The organism is Cryobacterium sp. BB307, from assembly GCF_012274275.1.
Lineage (GTDB): Bacteria > Actinomycetota > Actinomycetes > Actinomycetales > Microbacteriaceae > Terrimesophilobacter.
The window spans coordinates 959221-979930 of the sequence record NZ_JAANZA010000001.1 but is presented as its reverse complement, the minus strand read 5'-3'; the positions used below and the strand labels follow the sequence as shown (position 1 = coordinate 979930).

Annotated in this window: 21 protein-coding genes; 6 read left to right on the top strand and 15 right to left on the bottom strand. The window is 67.4% G+C overall.

Features of this window, described 5'->3' with window-relative positions; genetic code table 11:
- Window positions 1–21 precede the first annotated feature (21 nt).
- The 3 genes from HGK58_RS04825 to HGK58_RS04815 all read right to left on the bottom strand — a co-directional run bounded on the left by HGK58_RS04825 (window position 22) and on the right by HGK58_RS04815 (window position 2843).
- Window positions 22–768: an amino acid ABC transporter ATP-binding protein gene (locus HGK58_RS04825; protein WP_349236129.1), complete on the bottom strand. Its 747-nt coding sequence runs from the start codon at window positions 766–768 to the stop codon at window positions 22–24.
- A 113-nt stretch (window positions 769–881) separates the two neighbouring features.
- Complete coding sequence (kdgD, locus tag HGK58_RS04820; protein ID WP_168626369.1) at window positions 882–1808, bottom strand: 5-dehydro-4-deoxyglucarate dehydratase; 927 nt, start codon at window positions 1806–1808, stop codon at window positions 882–884.
- A 123-nt stretch (window positions 1809–1931) separates the two neighbouring features.
- Complete coding sequence (locus HGK58_RS04815) at window positions 1932–2843, bottom strand: LysR family transcriptional regulator (protein ID WP_168626368.1); 912 nt, start codon at window positions 2841–2843, stop codon at window positions 1932–1934.
- 141 nt (window positions 2844–2984) lie between these two features.
- Here HGK58_RS04815 and HGK58_RS04810 point away from each other — a divergent pair, with 141 nt between their 5' ends.
- Window positions 2985–4442, top strand: a complete 1458-nt coding sequence (locus tag HGK58_RS04810) for an aldehyde dehydrogenase (NADP(+)) (RefSeq protein ID WP_168626367.1) — start codon at window positions 2985–2987, stop codon at window positions 4440–4442.
- Window positions 4443–4599: 157 nt separating this feature from the next.
- Here the strand turns inward: HGK58_RS04810 and HGK58_RS04805 are convergent, their stop codons facing one another.
- From HGK58_RS04805 to folE, 5 genes are all read right to left on the bottom strand, one after another.
- Window positions 4600–6126 carry a M20/M25/M40 family metallo-hydrolase gene (locus HGK58_RS04805; protein ID WP_168626366.1) on the bottom strand — a complete coding sequence of 509 codons (1527 nt, stop codon included), beginning with the start codon at window positions 6124–6126 and terminating at the stop codon, window positions 4600–4602.
- A gap of 88 nt (window positions 6127–6214) precedes the next feature.
- Window positions 6215–6958: a pyrimidine reductase family protein gene (locus HGK58_RS04800; protein ID WP_349236128.1), complete on the bottom strand. Its 744-nt coding sequence runs from the start codon at window positions 6956–6958 to the stop codon at window positions 6215–6217.
- A 6-nt stretch (window positions 6959–6964) separates the two neighbouring features.
- The gene (gene folP / locus HGK58_RS04795) at window positions 6965–7840 is read right to left on the bottom strand and encodes a dihydropteroate synthase (protein WP_349236127.1); all 876 of its coding nucleotides are present in this window, start codon (window positions 7838–7840) and stop codon (window positions 6965–6967) included.
- On the bottom strand, window positions 7840–9093 hold the full coding sequence (locus tag HGK58_RS04790) for an FAD-dependent oxidoreductase (RefSeq protein WP_168626365.1): 1254 nt from the start codon (window positions 9091–9093) through the stop codon (window positions 7840–7842). Before HGK58_RS04790 ends, folP begins: the two co-directional genes overlap by 1 nt.
- Window positions 9094–9140: 47 nt before the next feature.
- Window positions 9141–9779 (bottom strand): GTP cyclohydrolase I FolE, encoded by a 639-nt coding sequence (gene folE / locus HGK58_RS04785; protein ID WP_246865367.1) that lies wholly within the window; start codon window positions 9777–9779, stop codon window positions 9141–9143.
- Window positions 9780–9845: 66 nt separating this feature from the next.
- Here folE and HGK58_RS04780 point away from each other — a divergent pair, with 66 nt between their 5' ends.
- From HGK58_RS04780 to HGK58_RS04765, 4 genes are all read left to right on the top strand, one after another.
- Complete coding sequence (locus HGK58_RS04780; protein WP_168626364.1) at window positions 9846–10505, top strand: helix-turn-helix domain-containing protein; 660 nt, start codon at window positions 9846–9848, stop codon at window positions 10503–10505.
- 70 nt (window positions 10506–10575) lie between these two features.
- Window positions 10576–11268: a response regulator transcription factor gene (locus HGK58_RS04775; RefSeq protein ID WP_168626363.1), complete on the top strand. Its 693-nt coding sequence runs from the start codon at window positions 10576–10578 to the stop codon at window positions 11266–11268.
- A gap of 37 nt (window positions 11269–11305) precedes the next feature.
- Complete coding sequence (locus tag HGK58_RS04770) at window positions 11306–12967, top strand: HAMP domain-containing sensor histidine kinase (protein ID WP_168626362.1); 1662 nt, start codon at window positions 11306–11308, stop codon at window positions 12965–12967.
- An 83-nt stretch (window positions 12968–13050) separates the two neighbouring features.
- Window positions 13051–13341, top strand: a complete 291-nt coding sequence (locus HGK58_RS04765) for a WXG100 family type VII secretion target (protein WP_168626361.1) — start codon at window positions 13051–13053, stop codon at window positions 13339–13341.
- A gap of 241 nt (window positions 13342–13582) precedes the next feature.
- On the opposite strand, the gene groL is transcribed toward HGK58_RS04765, so the two are convergent.
- The 5 genes from groL to HGK58_RS04740 form a co-directional block, all read right to left on the bottom strand.
- Complete coding sequence (gene groL, locus HGK58_RS04760) at window positions 13583–15211, bottom strand: chaperonin GroEL (RefSeq protein WP_168626360.1); 1629 nt, start codon at window positions 15209–15211, stop codon at window positions 13583–13585.
- Window positions 15212–15315: 104 nt separating this feature from the next.
- Window positions 15316–16362 carry a DUF3048 domain-containing protein gene (locus HGK58_RS04755; protein WP_168626359.1) on the bottom strand — a complete coding sequence of 349 codons (1047 nt, stop codon included), beginning with the start codon at window positions 16360–16362 and terminating at the stop codon, window positions 15316–15318.
- A gap of 72 nt (window positions 16363–16434) precedes the next feature.
- Entirely contained in the window at window positions 16435–16641 is a 207-nt protein-coding gene (locus tag HGK58_RS04750; protein WP_168626358.1) for a cold-shock protein, read from the bottom strand.
- A gap of 101 nt (window positions 16642–16742) precedes the next feature.
- Entirely contained in the window at window positions 16743–17303 is a 561-nt protein-coding gene (locus HGK58_RS04745; RefSeq protein WP_168626357.1) for a LytR C-terminal domain-containing protein, read from the bottom strand.
- Between the two features lie 27 nt (window positions 17304–17330).
- Window positions 17331–17627, bottom strand: coding sequence for a DUF3263 domain-containing protein (locus HGK58_RS04740; RefSeq protein ID WP_168626356.1), 297 nt, complete (start codon window positions 17625–17627; stop codon window positions 17331–17333).
- Window positions 17628–17784: 157 nt separating this feature from the next.
- Here HGK58_RS04740 and HGK58_RS04735 point away from each other — a divergent pair, with 157 nt between their 5' ends.
- Complete coding sequence (locus HGK58_RS04735) at window positions 17785–18879, top strand: ABC transporter substrate-binding protein (RefSeq protein ID WP_168626355.1); 1095 nt, start codon at window positions 17785–17787, stop codon at window positions 18877–18879.
- Here HGK58_RS04735 and HGK58_RS04730 read toward each other — a convergent pair.
- Together HGK58_RS04730 and HGK58_RS04725 are read right to left on the bottom strand one after the other, a co-directional pair.
- The gene (locus tag HGK58_RS04730; protein ID WP_168626354.1) at window positions 18867–19829 is read right to left on the bottom strand and encodes a DUF2332 domain-containing protein; all 963 of its coding nucleotides are present in this window, start codon (window positions 19827–19829) and stop codon (window positions 18867–18869) included. The genes HGK58_RS04735 and HGK58_RS04730 overlap by 13 nt on opposite strands.
- Window positions 19829–20584 (bottom strand): HtaA domain-containing protein, encoded by a 756-nt coding sequence (locus tag HGK58_RS04725; protein WP_168626353.1) that lies wholly within the window; start codon window positions 20582–20584, stop codon window positions 19829–19831. The genes HGK58_RS04730 and HGK58_RS04725 overlap by 1 nt, the downstream gene beginning before the upstream one ends.
- Between the last annotated feature and the right edge of the window lie 126 nt (window positions 20585–20710).

Here is a 20710-nt window from a genome sequence, read left to right as displayed (position 1 = left end):
GTTTCTCCTCTTGGTGGTGGGTCAGCGCGCGAGAATCTTCTGGAGGAAGTCCCGCGCTCGGGTGGTCTTTGCTTCGGTGAAGAACTCGGCGGGTGGCGATTCCTCCACCACCTGGCCGTCAGCCATGAAGACGATGCGGTCCGCGGCCTCACGCGCGAAGCCCATCTCGTGGGTGACGACGATCATGGTCATCCCGGACTGCGCGAGGGCGCGCATGACGTCCAGCACCTCGCTCACCATCTCCGGGTCGAGCGCGCTGGTCGGCTCGTCGAACAGCATGACCTTGGGGTTCATGGCGAGGGCGCGGGCAATCGCGACGCGCTGCTGCTGGCCGCCGGAGAGCTGCGCAGGCAGCTTGTCGGCCTGGTTGGCCACTCCGACTCGCTCGAGGTGCTCCATGGCGACCTTGTTGGCCTCGCCCTTCGACATCCGCCGCACCATGACAGGGCCGAGCGCGACGTTCTCGAGCACCGTCTTGTGGGCGAACAGGTTGAACGACTGGAACACCATGCCGACGTCGGCGCGCAGGCTGGCGAGCGCGCGACCCTCCTCCGGGAGGGCAACACCGTCAACGTAGATCTCGCCGGAACTGATGGTCTCCAGCCGGTTGATCGCCCGGCACAGCGTCGACTTCCCGGCACCGGACGGACCGATCAGCGCAACGATCTCCCCACGGTTGACGACCGTGTTGATGTCGCGGAGCACGTGGTGCTCGCCGTAGAACTTGTTGACCTGCTTCAGGACGACAAGCGGGTCTGTCGCTTCCACGGACGCGATCGAAACGGTGTTGTTGAGTTCCAATGGTTCCTACCAGGTGTGAATCGAAAGGTGAGCCGGTGACCGCGGTTGTCCCGTGGTCACCGGCGAAGGCAGAGCGAGGACTACACCTGTACGGGCGCGACCTTCTGCACGAGCTCGGCGAGACGCGCGTTCTCGTCCTCGGTGAGGTCGGTGAGCGGCGGACGCACGCCTCCGATCGGACGGCCGGACACGTTCAGGCCGGCCTTGACGATCGACACCGCGTAGCCGCGCTTGCGGTCACGGATGTCGAGGTACGGCAGCACGAAGTCGCGCAGGCTGGTGAAGACGAAATCGTGGTCCTTTGCGCGCACCGCGGCGTAGAAGCGCAGCGCGAATTCCGGCACGAAGTTGAACATCGCCGACGAGTAGGTGGTCACGCCAAGCTCGAGGTACGGCAGCGCGTAGGTCTCAGCGGTCGGCAGTCCACCGACGTACATGAGGCGGTCGCCGAGGGCGGTGTAGATCTTGGTCATCTGATCGAGGCTGCCAACCCCGTCCTTGAAGCCGATCAGGTTGCTGTTGCGCTCCGCGACGCGGCTGACCGTGTCGGCATCCAGCGACATGTTCGCGCGGCTGTATACGACAACGCCGAGCGGCGTGCTGCGGCAGATCGCCTCGATGTAGGCGGCGAGGCCGTCCTGGGAGGCCTCGGTGAGGTACGGCGGGAACAGCAGGATGCCTGCTGCGCCGGCTTCGGCCGCGATGCGGGCCTGTTCGATGGCGTCGACGACCGAGCCGCCTGCAGGAGCAAGCACCGGCACACCGTCACGGGCTTCAGCGACGGCCGCGTTGACCACGGTGCGGATCTCGTCGTTGCTGAGCGAGAAGTACTCTCCGGTGCCGCCGGCGGCGAAGAGACCGGCGACGTCGTGGCTGCTCATCCACGCGACGTGCTCGCGGTAGCGAGTCTCGTCAAGGCTCAGGTCCGCGGCGAACGCGGTCACGGGGAACGAGAGAAGTCCGCTGCCGATCTTCTTGGCGAGATCTTGCGGGCTGTAGGCAGTCACTGGGTGTGGTCCTTTGTTTGATGGTGGTATCCAAACGAAGGAGTCACCTCCTTCGGGCAGTTTTCCCCACTGTAGGGAGGGATGCATACCCGATCAACAGTTCTTTTATATCCGTCAATACCTTCACGACATAATCGGCTCGGCTGGGATGGCCGAGTGGAGCTCCTGGAGCACGCGGGCGGCCGCCCCCATCACCGGGTTCGAGTTATCGGCGCGCCACACCGCGTGCAGCCGAACCTTCGCCTCCTTGTGCTCCCGGATGCCCCGGAAGACCACCCCGGGCATCCCAAGCTTGCTCGCCGAAAACGGCACCAGGGCAATGCCCTTGTTGGCCGCGACGAGGGAGAGCATGCTGTGCACCTGGGTGATCTGCTGGCTCGGCCGGGTCGCAACGTCGCTGAGGACCGAGTCGACCAGCGCGCGGAAGTAGTGCGCGTCGACCGGCGAATAGGTCAGGACGTGCTCCCCCTCGAGCTCTGTCACGCTCAGTTCGCGCGAGGTCACCGCCAGCCGGTGGCGGTTGCTGATGGCGGCGACCAGGGGCTCCTGGCGGACGAGCAGCGAGTCCAGCTCGGCGGACAGCGGCACCTCGCGCACGAAGGCGATATCGACGGATCCGCGCAGCAGCGCGGCGATCTGGTCCTTGGTGACCATCTCGGCGATGTCGACGGCGACCCCCGGCGCGTGGACGTCGAGGCGCGCCAGAATCTCACCGAGCAGCTCCATGATGCCGGTCGCGGTGATTCCGATCTTGATCTCGCCGGCCGAGCCGTCCGCAATGCGCTGCGCCATGGCGCGGGAGGCCTCGGCGATGCTCAGGATCTTCTCCGCCTCGCTGCGGAACGCGCTGCCGGCCGCGGTCAGCTGGACGCTCTTGTTGTTGCGGTCGAAGAGAGTGAAGCCCAGCTCGGCCTCGAGCTTCTGGATCTGCCTGCTCAGCGGCGGCTGGGTCATATTCAACTTGTCGGCGGCTCGACTGAAGTGCAGCTCCTCCGCCAGGACGACGAAGCTTCGCAGTTGATCGAACGTGAACATCCCGCCCCCTCCTCGACACGCGTCGACGCATGCCTTCAATACCGTTAGTGCATCATCGCATGTCATTAGTGGCTTGGACGATCATGGCACGTCCGAACTAGCATGGCCGGGAACTTGTCTGGCGCAAAGCGTAAGGAACCAATGAGCACCCCAACGACACCGAGCGAGATCGAAAAGATCGCCGTCCTCGCGGATTCCGCGGCCGATCAGTGGGCGGCAACGCCCGCACGAGTCCGCGCTGACGCTCTCGAGGCGGTCGCCGACGCTCTCGACGCGGCAGCCGACACCCTGGTGCCGCTCGCCGCATCGGAGACCAACCTCGCCGACGGCCGGCTGCGCGGGGAGCTGAAGCGCACGACCTTCCAGTTGCGACTGTTCGCCCAGATGCTCGCCGAGGGCAGCTACCTCGACGCCCGCATCGACCACGCGGATCCCGACTGGCCGATGGGCGCCCCCCGTCCGGACCTGCGGCGCCTGCTCATTCCGCTCGGCCCGGTCGTCGTGTTCGCGGCCAGCAACTTCCCGTTCGCGTTCTCCGTCGCCGGCGGGGACACCGCATCCGCCCTCGCCGCCGGCTGCTCCGTCATCCTCAAGGCGCACTCCGGGCATCCGGAACTCTCCCGCCAGACCGGCGAGATCGTCGCCGGAGCGCTTGCCGCGGCCGGTGCGCCAGAGGGGCTGTTCACCGTCATCTTCGGCACCGAAGCCGGTCGGATCGCCCTCCAGCATCCGCTCGTCAAGGCCGGCGCCTTCACCGGGTCGATCCCGGGCGGTCGGGCGCTGTTCGACCTCGCCCAGTCCCGCCCGGAGCCGATCCCGTTCTACGGCGAACTCGGCAGCGTCAACCCGGTGTTCGTCACACGCGCCGCAGCGGACGAGCGTTCGGAGAGCATTGCCCACGAGTTCGTCGGATCGTTCACGCTCGGGGCGGGGCAGTTCTGCACCAAGCCCGGGGTGATCTTCGTGCCGCGCGGCTCCGACTTCACCGACCGGCTCACCGAGGTGCAGCTTCCGGCAGCAGCGCCGTTGCTCAACTCGCGCATCCAGGAGGGGTACTGCACGAGCCTGACCGCGCTGCAGCAGACCGGCAAGGTGCGGGTGATCGTCGACTCGGAGGGGTCGCTGAGCGACCCGCCCGCACCGTCGATCCTCGCCACGACGATCGACGCGGTGCTCGAGGACCCGGATGGCGTCATGGCCGAGGTGTTCGGTCCCACCGCGCTCGTGGTGGAGTACGACGACGAGAATCAGCTGCTCGAGGTCGCTCGCATCATCGAGGGTCAGCTCACGGCCACCGTTGTCGGCGAGGAGAGCGACGCGATCGCGCCCGACCTGCTGCGTCTGCTGGCCAAGCGTGCTGGGCGCCTGCTCTGGAACCAATGGCCCACCGGCGTCTCGGTCACGCACGCGCAGCAGCACGGCGGCCCCTACCCGGCGACCACCGCCGTGACCTCGACCTCGGTGGGAACCGCCGCGATCAGCCGCTTCCTGCGGCCAGTCGCCTACCAGGGCGTGCCGCAGACGCTGCTCCCCGACGAGCTGCGCGACGACAACCCGTTGGGCATCCCGCGCCGCATCGATGGGGTCCGCTCGGCCTGACCTCAAGCGACGCTGCTCGGGTTTGTTATCGATGCGGCCGCTCTAGCGCCGGCATCGATAGCAAACGGGCGCGGCATCGATGGGGGTGCCGCATCCGGCCCGGAAACGCAAGCGGGGCAGCCGGCACACGCCGGCTGCCCCGCTGTCGTTGGTGGAGCTACTTCAGCAGGTTGCTGCCCATGAACTCCTGGTTGGCAACACCGTTACCGCCACCCCGCGCGGTGCCGTTGACCGCGGAGGTGGTCTCCGCGAACGTCCACACCGAGTGCGCAACGGCATCCGCCATCTGCTCGAGCACCGTCAGGTCGACGTTCTCGATAGTGTCGCATTCCTGGTGGTAGCACGGGTCGAGCGCTTCGCCTGCCGTGCCGCCGAAGACTGCCGCCTGCTCCGCGGTCTTCGGGTCCTCGGCACCGGTGAACAGTCCACCGGCCGGAATGCCGTTGTTGATGAACGCGAAGTAGTCGCTCCGTCCGTCGAACGCGGTCGGCTCGGTTGCGAGACCCTGTGACGCGAAGTAGTCCAGGAACACCGCTTCAATCCGGCTGGAGCCGTTCGGTCCGGCCGTGCCGAACGCGTTGCCGTCCCCGTCGTAGACGAAGCGCACGAAGTTCGTGGACCCGAGCATGTCGAAGTTGAGGTTCAGCGCGTGATCCTTGATCTCCCGCTTCGTCAGCTGCGACACGTAGTAGGACGAGCCCTGCAGGCCGTCCTCCTCGCCGCCCCAGAAGGCGAACCGGATGCGGTTCCTCGGGTCATCGCCGAGCTCCGCGATCTGGATGGCGGTCTCCAGGATGGCCGCGGTGCCGCTGCCGTTGTCGTTGATACCAGGGCCCTCGGCCACCGAGTCGAGGTGCGCCCCGACCACGACCGTGCGGTCCGTGCGTCCCGCGGTGTCCGCCAGCACATTGAAGGTCTCGACCGTCTCGAGCGTCGCCTCCGCGAGGATGCGCAGGACGAGTCCCTCAGTGGTCGCGAACTCGGCGCCAAGTTCGAACGACGTCCCCGCGGCAGGGATGTCCGCGAACTCGGCCGGCGGGTTCAGCGTGCCGAACAGCAGCCCGAAGCGGTCGTCACCGGGCACGTCGTTGCCCTGGTTGAAGACGATCGCTCCCGAAGCTCCAGCCGCGGCCGCATTGTCCACCTTCTGCCGGAACGAGCAGGTTCCGCGCTGCATGAGCGCGATGTTCCCGGCCGGGAAGGTCGCGAAGTCGGCGGCCTCGCAGCCGCTGGTCGACGCGCGGTCACCAGCGAGGTTCACATCGACCGCCGTCACCGGCGCTGTCACGTCACCAGACCCGGAGAACTCCATAATGTCGAAGTCTTCCTGGTCGACGTAGACGATCGGGTTCGGACTGACCTGCTCCAGACCGGCCGCGCTCTCGACGTACTGCTGGTACTCGAAGTACTGCCGCACCGGGTCGTAGCCGGCCGCGCGCAGCTGCGCCTCGACGTACTCGGCGGACGCCTCGTAGCCGGAGGTGCCGGCCGCGCGGTTTCCGTCATTGGCGTCGGCGACAGCCTGCAGCGCCTCGAGGTGTTCCAGCAGGCCCTCTGCCGTCACGGCGTCCCTCAACGCCGTCGTGTCGGTGCCGTTGTCGGCCAGGGCCGGGACGGAGAACGAGACGGCCAGCGCCGCCCCGATCCCGATGGCGCACACGCGCCGGATGTGCTTTCGCTGCATGATGATCTCCCTTGATCGCTCGCGAATGATGCTCCGGTTCGGAGCAGTGGTGCTGACGCTAACCGATACCCCCCGAACAGGGGAAGACCTAGCGGTCTTCAGTTTTTTCGCGACCGTAGCGCAAGAGCAGGGTGGAACCGGATGCGAGCGCCCGCTTCAGGGTCAGCCCTCGCGCATCCGGGAGCGTCCCGTTCGCGATTCGCCGCGCCGAACCGGACTCCAGTATGGCGCTGATGGTGATGCACAATTCGTCGACCGCGTCGGCGGCCAGGAGGGTGCCGAACAGTGTCGGCCCGCCCTCACACAGGATGTGCGCGAGCCCCCGTCTGCGCAGTTCGCCGAGCATGGCGTCGACATCGACCAGCTCCTGGCCGCAGACGATGACATCGGCGAGCGCGTCGAACCTGGCGCGTTCGCCGGCGGGAGCGCGCTCAGTAGTGATGACGATCGGCCGCACCGGGGCATCCGTGAAGATCCTGGATGCGGGGTCGAGGTCGAGCGAACCGGACACGATGGCGAACACGGGATGCTCGGGCAGTCCGGCCGCGTGCCGCCAGCGGACGGACTCCGCGCTCACCCGCATCGCCTCGTAGCCCTCGATGCGCACCGTGCCCGCCCCCACGAGCACGACGTCGCACACTCGGCGCAGCAGCTGGAACAGCCGCTTGTCCGCCTCACCGGAGAGACCGCCGGACTGACCGCGATGGGTGGCGGCACCGTCGACGCTGCTGACGAAGTTCATCCTGAGCAGCGGTTCATCCGTCACGAGCTCTGCGATCAACGCGGCGTCGTCCAGCGTCTCGCCGAACTCGACCGAGTGGATGTCGCTCACGTCACCTCAGATGTTGTGCCTCGTGAAGGCCGGCTCGCGCCAGCCGAGAATCGCTTCGGTCATCCGCACCGCGTCGACCGCCGCACGCACATCATGCATGCGCAGGATGCGAGCACCCTCCATGACGCAGAAGACCGCCGCGGCCAGGGTGCCGGCGAGCCGCTCGCCCTGCTCCCGGTTGATGGCCTCGCCGACGAAGTCCTTGTTCGAGACCGCGGCCAGCACCGGATAGCCGAGAGCGACGACCTCACCCAGCCGTCTGGTGACCTCGAGAGTGTGGAGCGTGTTCTTGTTGAGGTCGTGGCCAGGGTCGATCACGATCCGCTCGGGCGGGATGCCGGCATCCAGTGCCCGCTCGATCCGGTCTTGCAGAAAGCCGATCACATCCAGGACGACATCGTCGTACTCCGGTCGGGGCGGTTCGGCGCGGGGCGGATGCAGCGAATGGGTGAGCACAATGGTCGCATCGGAGTCCGCGACGGTGGCTGCCATCTCGGGGTCGTACAGTCCGCTGGAGTCGTTGATCACCGCAGCGCCGGCGGCGATGGCTGCCCGGGCGACGCGCGCGTTGAAGGTGTCGACCGAGACGACCGCGTCGGTCGCCCTGGTCACAGCCTCAATGACGGGGATGACCCGGTCGAGTTCGTCCTCCAGCGTCACGACCGGGCCACGTCCGAACGGCACCCCGCCGATGTCGACCCAATCCGCGCCATCCGACGCCGCGCGCAGGGCGGCATCCACCGCGGCCTCGAGCGCGAACGTCGCGCCCTTGTCATGGAACGAGTCCGGTGTGCGGTTGATGACCGCCATCACCGCGACCTGCCGGGAGAAATCGAAGTCGCGAGCGCCGATGCGCCTGCGCAGTTCGAGCGTCTGGGCCACTACCGCTCCTCGACCGGGACCGAGTCCTGGGCGAGCGCGTCGAGGGGGACCGACTCATCGGCCAGCGCGTCGAGGTCTACCACCCGCTGGCTGCGGATGAGTCGCTGCACCTGGTCGTTGACGTCCCACACGTTGACATTCATGCCTGCCACGACCTTCCCGTCAGCGACCCAGAACGCGATGAACTCGCGGCTCTCGCGGTCCCCGCGGTAGACGATCGTCGCGTCCTTGGTGAGCGACCCGAACCCGGAGTACTCCATTCCGAGGTCGAACTGGTCGGTGTAGAAGTACGGGATCTCGTCGAACACCGTCGGCTCGCCGAGCATGGAGCGCGCGGCCGCCGGACCCTGATTCAGGGCGTTGGCCCAGTGCTCGTTGCGCAGCCGCTGCTCCACACGCGGGTGGAACGCGTTCGCGACGTCGCCGGCGGCGAACACATTCGGGTCGCTCGTGCGCAGCGCAGCGTCGGTAGCGACGCCGTTGTCGATCACAAGGCCAGCTGCCTCGGCCAGCGTCGTGTTCGGAATCGCACCGACACCGATCAGCACCAGGTCAGCCGGCACCACCTCACCGTCTTCGAGTTCCACACCGGACACCCGTCCGTCGCCGACGATGCGCTTCACCACGACGCTCGGGCGCAGCACGACGCCCTTCTCGCGGTGGAACTCGGCGAACATGGAGCCCAGCTCGTCGCCGATCGCGTTGGCAAGCGGGATCGGGTCACGCTCGAGGATGGTCACCTCGTTGCCGAGGGTGCGTGCGCTCGCGCCGACCTCCATCCCGATCCAGCCGGAGCCGATCAGCACCAGTCGGCGGCCGCCGTCCCCCAGTGCCTCGTGCAGGGACTGCGAGTCTTCGATGGTGCGCAGGTAGTGCACGCCGTCGAGCTGCCCTCCGTCGATTGGCAGGCGCCGCGGTGACGCCCCCGTCGCGAGCAGCAGCTTGTCGTAGGGCAGCAGCGATCCGTCGTCGAGCAGGACCCGCTTCTCGGCGAGGTCGAGCTTCTGCGCCGACCGGCCCTGCATCAGGTCGATGTCGTGCTCGCCGTACCAGTCGGCGGGGTGCACGTAGGCGGCATCCAGCCCCTCCGATCCCGCGAGGTAACCCTTCGACAGCGGCGGACGGATGTACGGAACGTGCGTCTCGGCCGCGACGATGGTGACCTTCCCGGCGAACCCCTTCTCCCGCAGCTCCTCGGCGGCCGATGCGCCGGCAAGCCCGCCCCCGATGATCACAAACTCCTGGTCGTCCATTTTCGCTCCTTCAATCTGGCCCGGTGCCGGCTAAGGATGCCGCCTTCTCAGTCGGCTGTGCCCATCCGGAATCGGCGTTGCTGGTCGGTGTCGTTCAGGTCGCCGAGGAAGGCCGATGTCGTGGTGCGCGCCCCGGCGGACTGCACGCCGCGCATGCTCATGCAGAGGTGCTCGGCCTCGATGACAACCCCGACGCCGCGCGGGGTGAGGGTCACATCGAGCCAGTCGGCGACCTGCCTGGTCAGCCGCTCCTGCACCTGCAGGTCGCGGGCGAAGTACTCGACTGCGCGGGCGAGCTTGGAGAGCCCGATGAGCCGGTCGCCGGGCAGGTAGCCGACGTGGGCGATGCCGCGGAATGGAAGGAGGTGGTGCTCGCACAGCGAGTGGAATGGGATGTCTCGCACGAGCACGAGTTCGTTGTAGCCCTCGTCATTGGGGAACGTGGTCGGCGAGAACTCCACCGGGGTCAGCAGTTCGATGAACGCCGCCGCGACCCGACGCGGGGTGCCGACCAGGTTCTCGCTGTCCACATCTCGCCCAAGCGCTCGCAGCAGTTCGGTGACGGCGATTTCGGCCTTGGCTTGCGTGTCCTCGGTATCCACGGCGTGGAGCGTCGCGACCGGATGATGCTGGGCGGATGGCATCCGCTCGGCGGATTCTTCAGTGAACTCCAGCGCCTGGGTCATGGCAGCGACACTAGGTCGGGAAATTTCTTTTGTCAAGATATGTTGTTTTAAAGCTAGGATATGAGCATGCGAGAACTGCCGAACCCGATCTCGGCCATTGCAGCGGTCAACGACCCCCAACGCCGCGCGCTGTACCAGCTGATCAGCGCGAACGACGAACCGATGACGCGCGACCAGGCCGCCGAGGCCATGGGCATCCCCCGCGCCACCGCGGCCTTCCATCTCGAGCGCCTCGTCAGCGAAGGGCTGCTCGCGACCGAGTTCCGCAAGCTCAGCGGCAAGGACGGCCCGGGGTCCGGACGCCCGTCGAAGCTGTACCGACTGGCGAGAGACGAGTTCACCGTCTCCATCCCGCCGCGCAATTATGAGCTGGCAGGCGAGCTGCTTGCCGCCGCGGTCGGCGAGGCGGATGCGACGGGCGACCCGGTCCGGGACGTGGTCAGCCGGGTCGCGACCGCCAAGGGCATCGAGCACGGCGCGGAAGCCGGCAGCCTGCCCACCGCCCTGAGCGCAAGCGGTTACGAGCCGTGTGAAGACGAGGAGGGCGGCCTGGTGCTCGCGAACTGCCCGTTCCACCGGCTCGCGTCGCGCCACGCGGACGTGATCTGCCACGCCAACCGGGAGTACCTGCGGGGCGTCGCGCGGGGTGCTGGCGATGACGCCGATCGCATCGAATTCGTGGTCCCAGAGGGGCACTGCTGCGTACGGATCGCTCCCAGCCAGTGATCGAGCACTGCTCGCAACACGACCACCAAGCATTCAGGAAGTACTCAGACAACACGCAGATACTGGCGGCATGAGCGACGGACCCAAGATTCTCATTGTCGACGACGAGCCCAACATCCGGGACCTGCTGACCACCAGCCTGCGCTTCGCCGGCTTCGCCGTCCGTGCCGTCGGCAACGGCGCCCAGGCGATCTCCGCGGTGCTCGAGGAAGAGCCCGACCTGATCATCCTCGACGTCATGCTGCCCGACATGAACGGCTTCGGCGTGACCAAGCGGCTGCGGTCATCCGGCTATACCTCCCCCATTCTCTTCCTCACCGCCAAGGACGACACAGAAGACAAGATCACCGGTCTCACCGTCGGCGGCGACGATTACGTCACAAAGCCGTTCAGCCTCGACGAGATCGTGGCGCGCATCAAGGCCATCCTGCGCCGCACCATGCAGGACGAGGAGGATGCGATCATCCGCGCGGGCGACCTCACCATGGACCAGGACACCCACGAGGTGACCATCGGCAGCACCCCTGTCGAGCTCAGCCCCACCGAGTTCAAGCTGCTCCGCTACCTGATGCTGAACCCGAACAGGGTGCTCAGCAAGGCGCAGATCCTCGACCACGTGTGGGAGTACGACTTCAACGGGGACGCCGGCATCGTCGAGTCCTACATCTCCTACCTGCGTCGCAAGCTGGACCAGTACACCGAGGAGCCGGTCATCCAGACCAAGCGCGGATTCGGCTACATGCTCAAGGCCGCGAAAGTCTGAGCGTCCGCCTCAGCCGAGGCGACTAGCCTGAACCCTGATGCACGAGCGCCTCTCGCAGTGGTGGAACCGCGTTTCCCTGCGCACCAAGATCACCGGAGTGACCGTACTCCTGGTGACCCTTGGCTTGCTTGTCGCCGGTGTCGGCACGATGACCGTGCTGCGCAACTACCTGATGAGCGAGGCGGACCGCAAGGTCGCCACCTTCGCGCTCGACCTCAGTTCGATCGCGATCGGGGTCGACGCCACGTGTGAGCGGACCACCGGTCCTGCTAGCTACTTCGTCGCGATGCTGGATGCCGATGGCGACACCATCTGCAACAACCGGGCCGACAACCAGGCGCAGCCGAACGTCGGTGTGCTCACCGAACCGATCGTCGGCGAGCAGAAGGGCAACCCGATCACGCTGTGGGACACCGCGCACACCCAGCAGTGGCGAGTTGTCGCGGTGCCGTACGTCGCCCCGAACGGGTCTACGGTCACCCTCGCGGTCGGCTTGAACCTGGCCGACACCAACGGGATCATCGCGCAGTACGCCGCCGTCTTCCTCGGCTTCGGGCTGAGCGTCATCGTGCTCGGCGCCGCCCTCACGCGGCTGCTGGTCACCTCCACCTTCGCGCCGCTGCGCGAGGTCGAGGCAACGGCCGCAGCCATCGCCGATGGCGACTTCAGCCAGCGCCTGCCTGGCGCGACCCCGAACACCGAGGTGGGGCGCCTCAACCGGTCGCTGAACACCATGCTCAACCGGATCGACCGGGCGTTCGCCGACCGGGCCCGCACCATCGAGCAGATGCGTCGCTTCGTCGGTGACGCAAGCCACGAATTGCGCACTCCCCTCGTCTCGGTGCGCGGCTACGCCGAGCTGTACCGGATGGGCGCGCTCGGCACCCCGGAGGACGTCGCGCAGGCGATGGAGCGCATCGAGAAGGAAGCGATCCGGATGGGCGAGCTGGTCGAGGACCTCCTCGAACTGGCCCGCATCGATGAGGCGAAACCGCTTCAGCTCGCACCGGTCGACCTGGTGCCCCTCGCGAACGACGCCGCGCTTGACGCGATGGCTTTCGACCCCACCCGCACCGTCTCCGTTATCGTCCAGTCCCCCGCCCCGGTCGAGTCGTCGTCGCTGCAGGAACTCGTGGCTGCGACCTCCGCGCGGGGACCTAAACGGGTCACGAGCAACCCGACCGGCCCGATCGCGTTCGCGGGAGCCACCTTGGCCAAGCTGCGGTCGCGGCGAAAGGGCGGTGCTCCGCAGGTCGAGCAGCGCATCCCGGTCGCGTCGATCCGGCAGTCCACAGAGGGTGCCAGACCGGCGGTGGTGAACGCCGCCGAGAACAAGATCCGCCAGGTGATCACCAACCTGATGGGCAACGCGATGCGGTTCACCCCCGCCGGCAGCCCGATTGAACTGGTGATCGGCGTGGACGAGGACCGGAGCATGGGAACGCTCGCGGTCGTCGACCATGGTGAGGGCATCGCCCCGCAGATCCGGGAGAAGATCTTCCAGCGGTTCTGGCGCGCCGACACGTCGCGCGCGCGCGAGACCGGCGGCACCGGTCTTGGCCTGGCCATCGTGGCCGGCATCGTCGCCGCTCACAAGGGAACCGTCGAGGTGCTCGACACCCCCGGCGGTGGTGCGACATTCCGCGTCTCGCTTCCGCTCCTCCCCACGCCCCAGGCGCCGGAGCCCGCCGCGGACTGACATCGTCACGTCGGGCGGCCATCCGGATGCCTGCCTAGCCTGTGCTGCGAAACCGGGGAACCGCCCCGGCGGAGGGAGCAGCGATGACCCGGTTCCAGGTCGACAGTGAAGCGGTACTGGCGCGTGCCGGGGCGACGAACGGCGCGATCGAACGCCTCCGGGCGGAGTTGAGCGGCCTGCACGGTCAGCTCACCGACCTGACCACCGTGTGGCAGGGACCGGCGGCGAGTGCGTTCCAGGCTCTCGCCGCCGAGTGGCGTGCACAGGCGCAGCACATGGAGGACTCGCTGCGGGCGATGAACCAGGCGCTCACCCACGCCGGCACCCAGTACGCCGAGCTCGAGCAGGCGAACGCGCGCCTCTTCGGGCGCTAGGCGCGCGCATCGCGCGGGTGTTGTTGCCAGGCGCGGGTGTTGCAACACTCGCGCGAGAAAGAAACACCCGCGTCAGAATCTGGCGCATAGGCCAGCGGAGCGGGGACGGAATGTGAGGCCGCGGGTGTGGTGGGCGTCTACGGGCGGCGGTCTCACGTTCCGTCCCCGCGTAGCGATCCCCGAGGAACGCCAAAGGGCGGCTCCCGGATGGGAGCCGCCCTTCGTGTCGTGCAGGTTCGGACTAGAAGTCCATGCCTGCCGACGGGTCCATCTGCGGTGCCGAGGACTTCTCCGGCTTGTCGGCGACGACGGCCTCGGTGGTGAGGAACAGACCCGCGATCGACGCTGCGTTGAGCAGGGCAGAACGGGTCACCTTCACCGGGTCGTTGATGCCGGCGGCCAGCATGTCGACGTACTCGCCGGTCTGGGCGTTGAGGCCCTGACCCGCGGGGAGGTTGCGCACCTTCTCGGCGACGACACCGGGCTCGAGACCGGCGTTCAGCGCGATCTGCTTGAGCGGCGAGTCGATCGCGACGCGAACGATGTTCGCACCGGTCGCCTCGTCACCGGTCAGGCCGGACAGCGAGCCGTTGCCGAACGCTGCGGCACCGGCCTGGATGAGCGCGACGCCACCACCGGCGACGATGCCCTCCTCGACTGCGGCCTTGGCGTTGCGCACGGCGTCCTCGATGCGGTGCTTGCGCTCCTTGAGCTCCACCTCGGTCGCGGCGCCCGCCTTGATGACGGCGACACCACCCGCGAGCTTCGCGAGGCGCTCCTGCAGCTTCTCGCGGTCGTAGTCGCTGTCGGTGTTCTCGATCTCAGAGCGGATCTGCTTCACGCGACCGGCGATCTGCTCCGGGTCACCGGCGCCCTCGACGATCGTGGTCTCGTCCTTGGTGACGATGACCTTGCGGGCCTGGCCGAGCATGTCGAGGGTGGCGTTCTCGAGCTTGAGTCCGACCTCCTCGCTGATGACCTGACCACCGGTGAGGATCGCGATGTCCTGCAGCTGCGCCTTGCGGCGGTCACCGAAGCCGGGAGCCTTGACCGCGACCGACTTGAAGATGCCGCGGATCTTGTTCACGACCAGGGTCGCGAGCGCTTCGCCGTCGACGTCCTCGGCGATGATGAGCAGCTGCTTGCCGCTCTGGATCACCTTGTCAACGACCGGCAGGAGGTCCTTGATGTTCGAGATCTTGGAGTTGACGATGAGGATGTACGGGTCCTCGAACACCGTCTCCTGGCGCTCGGGGTCGGTGACGAAGTATGCCGACAGGTAGCCCTTGTCGAAGCGCATGCCCTCGGTGAGCTCAAGCTCGGTGCCGAAGGTGTTCGACTCCTCGACGGTGACGACACCTTCCTTGCCGACCTTGTCGATCGCCTCGGCGATGAGCGCACCGATCTCGGTGTCGCCGGCGGAGATGGATGCGGTCGCAGCGATCTCTTCCTTGGTCTCGATCGGCTTGGCCTGCTTGACCAGCTCCTCGGTCACGGATGCGACGGCCTTCTCGATGCCGCGCTTCAGCGAGATCGGGTCGGCTCCGGCTGCGACGTTGCGCAGTCCCTCGCGGACGAGCGCCTGGGCGAGCACGACCGAGGTGGTCGTTCCGTCACCCGCGACGTCGTCGGTCTTCTTGGCGACCTCCTTGACCAGCTCGGCGCCGATCTTCTCGTACGGGTCGTCGAGCTCGATCTCCTTGGCGATCGACACACCGTCGTTCGTGATGGTGGGGGCGCCCCACTTCTTCTCGAGTACGACGTTGCGACCGCGCGGGCCAAGCGTCACGCGTACCGCGTCGGCCAGGGTGTTCAAGCCCCGCTCAAGGCCGCGACGGGCCTCTTCATCGAAAGCAATGATTTTTGCCATGTGTGTTTCTCGTCCCTCCCGGACGTCCAGATACAACCTTGGCACTCCCTACAAGAGAGTGCTAAACGATTCTGGCACTCTAAGGGGGCGAGTGCAAGCGAGGGTCAGCCGGCTGCGGTGAACTCGACGCTGCCGCGGGTCGGCACCAGTTCGACCCAGGTGTTGCCTGCGCCGAGCCGGATGCCGAAGCCTCGGTCATCCGTGAACTGCAGGGGCTCCGTCTGTGATGCCTTCGACCAGGTGCCGTGGATGGTGCCGCCGCCGGTGGAGATCCAAGCCTCCCCGCTGCCCTCCAGCAGCGTCTTCGGCACACCCTGATCGTCGACCACGCCGACGCGCAGCACGACGACGTTCGACGCTCGCAACTGGTTGCCACTGGAGTCCAGGTCCGCACTGCCCTGCTGGATGCGCAGGTAGGTCTGGCTATCCGGATCGTACGTCCAGCTTCCGTCGAACATGTTGGAGAAGCGGTAGTGGATGGCGGAGACCGGCGCCCCCTCCTTCGCCGCGGATGACGACGCCGCGTCGAGCGAGTATGCCCACTGCTGAGCGGGCGCAGGGATGTCGGCATGTTGGGCGACGACTTCGGTCGCCTTGACGAGAACGTTGTGCGGCGCGCGCTTGCTGTCGGTCCGGAAGAAGGTGTTCGCGGTGTCACCCATGCCATGGATGGCGTTGTAGACGGGCGTTGCCTGCATGAGGTTCACGAAACGCTGCTGTCCACCGGAGTAGGCGATGATGCCGCCGTAGGGGGCGGCGATGTCGGGGTCCATCGGTCGGATGGACCGCACCGGGCCGAGAAGTTCCGGAATGGTCGACTGCCAGATCGCCACGTACCGGGTGATGCCACCCTCGACAAGTTCCTCGTAGACGATGTCGGTGGACTCCAACCCGACCTGCGGGCGGGCATCCCAGTGGTTGTCAACCTTCGCTGCAATGGCGGAGTGCGCGAGAGAACCGGCGGGCACAGTCGTACCGCGCAGCGGCGCGAGCTCGGTGGGCGCGGGCGTCTCGTAGGTGGAGACATAGACCGGCACGGTCGGGCTCGGTGCCGGCTCCGGTGCCGTCGCCGCGCATCCGGCAGCCGTCAGGATGAGAGCCGCTATCCCCGAAAGCGCGGCGGCGCGCGCGAATCCCCCGTGTCGAACCACAGGCACAGACTAACGCCGCCTGGTCTCCCAGCCGGCGTTAGCGCGCGCGTGCCGTACGGTTTGGGTCGGTCGCTACTGTGCGACCCGAACCTGCTCCGCCTGCGGCCCCTTCGATCCGGTGCCGACCTCGAAGACGACCTGCTGGCCCTCTTCGAGGACCTTGTAACCGGACATGTCGATTGCGGAGTAGTGGACGAACACGTCCTGGCCCCCACCGTCGACGGTGATGAAGCCATACCCCTTCTCAGCGTTGAACCATTTAACGGTTCCGTTCGCCATGTGGTGCTCCCTGCTGTGCTGTTACGGCCCTGCCCAAAACCTGGGACGGATGAGCCGATAGTAGCGAGGTTGAGGGAGTTTCGGGAGAGGCGATTTGACCTTTAGCCTGCTGGACGGTAGTCGAGTCCGATGACAATGGTCAGCGGCGATCCGGGGAAGTCGTCGGACAACCGCACGTCGCCCATGCCGAGCGACTGCACGATGCCGCGCGCGGCACCCTCCAGCTCGGGGGCGTTGTAGTACACGATCGTCTCCTCGACATCGTTCGCCGCGGCGTTCGCGCGCGAGCCGGTCCCGAGGTCCGCGCCGGCCCAGCCCTGCTCGACGAGCGAGTTGCCGACCGTGTTAGCGAGCCCGACCGTCGGGGTGCCGTTGAGGATGGTGATCGGGATCTCCGGCGCGATCGTCGGTTCGGCCGTTGGGATCACCTCGGGTTCAGGAAGCGGTGCTTCACTCGCTTCGAAGCCCGGCAACCCGAGTTCGAAGTCGTCGTTCAGCGCCGCGAGCGCGACCAGCCCGGCCAGCACCAGCACGATCGTCGCCAACGCCGCCCATCCGAATGCGATCCAACCGCGACCCTTCTTCGCCGGTGCCCGGTGCGCGCCGACGCGCAGCAGCTCGTCAGGCACCTCGTCGAAGCGGTCCTTCGGGTACGTCGCCATTCTTTCCTTCGGTCAGTCGCACTTGGGTCAGTCGCGCGGTGACCCGGGCAGCCGGCGCGCCGAACGGGCAGCGACTGAATGGTCTCGCACTCGTTGCAGCCGCCTGACCAGCATCGGATCGTGCACGATCGCGGCCGGAGAGTCGATCACAGCGTTCAGCAGTTGATAGTACCGGGCGCCGGAGACGCCGAATTCCGCGCGCACGGCCTCCTCCTTGGCGCCGGCATGTCTCCACCATTGGCGCTCGAAATCCAGAATCCGCAGTTGGAGGTCAGACAATTCGGCGGCGGGATGCTCCTGCTCCGCTCCGGACGCCTGCGTCACACCTTCTCCTGCCGTCGGTCCGCCGCCATCCTAGGGCGAAGCGTGGCGGTGGCGGCCGAGGCTCGGCCAGCGGGCGAAATCCGGCTCGGTTAGGATTACCTAAGTTGCTTCCCTGCATCCCGACCCGTCCGCAATCCGCGTGGAGAACCGCCTCACAATGACCCGCCGCCTGCCCGCCCTGCTCTCGGGGCTTGTCGTGGTGGCGGTCGCCCTCACCGGATGCCAGGCGGCGACGAGCGAACCCAGCACGGCACCGACCGCCTCCGGTCCTCTCGTGCCGTTGGCCGAAGCCGACCTGCTCGACAACCCGAAGGACTACGTCGGCGAGTCCGTCGCCCTGCTGCGCGAACTGCAGATCAAACCGATCACCTCCTCGCCCGCGCAGGAGCTGCCGGCCCAGGTCACGTCACACGACCCGGCGGGCGACCGGAACGTCACCGTGACCGACACGTCGCGCATCATCGGCCTCGACATCTCGGGCTCCATCGCGGCGACGATCTACGGGCTGGGCCTCGGCGACAACCTGGTGGGCCGCGACTCGTCGACCACCTTCCCGCCGGTAGGCGAGCTGCCGCTGGTCACGCGCGGCGGCCACACCATCAACAGCGAGGCGGTGCTCAGCCTGCGACCGAGCGTGATCGTCACCGACGGCACCGTCGGCCCTCTGGATGCGCTGCTGCAGTTGCGGGATGCCGGAGTGCCGGTCGTCTTCGTCAAGGCGGAACCCGGGGTGAGTGGTGTCGCCGACCTGACCCGGCAGGTCGCCGCAGCGCTCGGGGCGACGGATTCCGGAGAGCTGCTCGCGACCTCCCTCACCGCGGACATCGACGCGAAGATCGCGGAAATCGCCGCCATCTCCCCGAAGCCGGCCGACCGGCTGCGGATGGTGTTCCTCTACCTCCGCGGCGCATCCGGGATCTACTACCTGTTCGGACAGGAGTCCGGCGCCGACCAGCTCATCGAGGCGGTCGGCGGGATCGACGTGGCGACAGAGATCGGCTGGGAGGGCATGCGCCCGATGACCGACGAGGCGATCATCGCAGCCAACCCGGACCTGATCTTGGTGATGTCAGACGGGCTGGAGAGCGCGGGTGGCGTCGACGGGCTGCTGGAGGCAAAGCCCGCGCTCGCGTTGACGACCGCCGGCAAGAACGAGCGCTTCGTGAGCATGGCCGACGGCGAGATCCTGAGCTTCGGGCCGCGCACCGCCGACGTGCTCGACGCGCTCGCCCGCGCGATCTACGCCCCCTGAATCCATTCCACGAACTGGCCGTGCGGACCGACCCAGGCGAGCGGCCGCTCGTCGAGCCCGAGCACGTATGCGCCGGGACGCTCCTCGGGCAACCGCTCGCGCACGGTCGGCAGGGCGCCGACCGCTTCCAGCGAGACCCAGCGAGCACCGGATGCCCGGATGCGCTCGACGAGGCGCATCCGGGACTCGAACGGCAGGTAGACGAGCATGCCGCTGGTCTGCACCACCGGCGTCGCGCCGACCGGAACGCGGGCGAGGAGGTCGTCGAGGGTGTCGATCGCGTCGCCTCGCAGCAGCAGCGGCGGGTCGGCGGCCACCAGTTGGATGGCGGCGCTCAGTCGTTCGCGGCGTTCATGCTGTTCGGGCCAGATGAGAGTGGTGAGCCAGCGCACGTCGTCGGTGGAGCCCAGGTCGAGCGGGTTCAGGTCGGAGCCGGCACGCCACGTCACCTCGGGCAGGACGGTGGGGACGGGTCCCGAGTAGTCGCTGCTGAGCAGCACCGGGGACGGCCCGGTCGGCGGATCGATTCGCTCGCCGCCGAGGTCATAGCTGTACCGGTCGGGGTAGAGGCACAGGCCGGCGCTCGCTCCGAGCTCGATCAGGGCGAGCGGTCCGTCGATTCGTGCCAGCGCGGGCAGCAGCGCGGCGCAGCGGCGGGCCTCGTTGGTCTGGGTCATCCGGACCCGCGCTTGGCCGGCGACCGCGTCCCAGTTGTCGAGCAGCCAGTGGCGGAACTCGACGTAACCGCCCTCCGGCGCACCGAGCAGGCGCGCGCACGCGAGGATCAGGTTCGGCTGCCGCTTGGGGAACGGCAACGCTTCGATGAGCGCAAGCACGGCGGGGTCGCCTGCGACCCCGAGCGCCCAGTCCTCGTAGACGGCAGAGTGTCCGGCTGCCTCGATCTCGGCGAAGCGCCGGTACCAATCGGCGGTGGGCGGCGGGGTGGCCATCAGGCGCGGCGGCGGATGACCACGAAGCTGATAATCGCCGCGACGAAGAGCAGCACAACGCCGATGGCGATCCACAGCCACACCGGCGGCGTGGCCAGCTGGGCGCACTCCGACTCGGTCGGGATGTCGATCCGGATGCGATCGAACGGCTCGCCCGCTTCGTAGGTTCCGAATGCTGCGGCGCCGGTCGGCAGCAGCACCGCTGGCGCATCCCTGACCGTCACGACGTTGTCGGCGCTCGTTGTGACCCCGGCGCCGAGGTCGATGCTGACGAACTCGACGGCCTGCTCCGACACCGCGACACCATCCTGGGTCGTGCCTGCAACGTCCACCAGCAGCACTGCCTCGCGACCATCGAAACGGATGGCGGGATTGGCCACGGTCGTGTTCAAGATGCCGTCGTGCCCGGTGAAGGTGATCGAACCGGTGAACGACACCGTCCCGGTCATGGTGCGGCCATCGAAGTCGCCGTCGCCACCGGACCAGTAGAAAATGGGCGTCTCATAGCGTGCACCATCGGCGACGCTCCAGTCACCGCTCGCGATCGTGCTGCTGATGTAGCTGCGGAAGGACTCCTTGAAGCCCCACTCCAGATCCGCCCCGGTGACTGCGCAGGTCTGGGATTCGGCCGTTGACGCACCCGACGTGGCAGCTGCGGTGCCGAGCTCGGCGGTGGCCGCCGTGGGCGACTGGATCGCTGTTACCGCGGCCAGCGCCACGAAAAAAGCCAGCACTCGGCTGCGGATGACCTGCACAACTCCCCCTCGGGTGCCCGACAATCGGCACCGTTCTCCAGCCTAACCGGCCGCCATTGGCCGAACCGGGGGATACGGGAACGATTCGGACACAGCGGGCGTTAAATGGAGGGACACGAGCAAGAG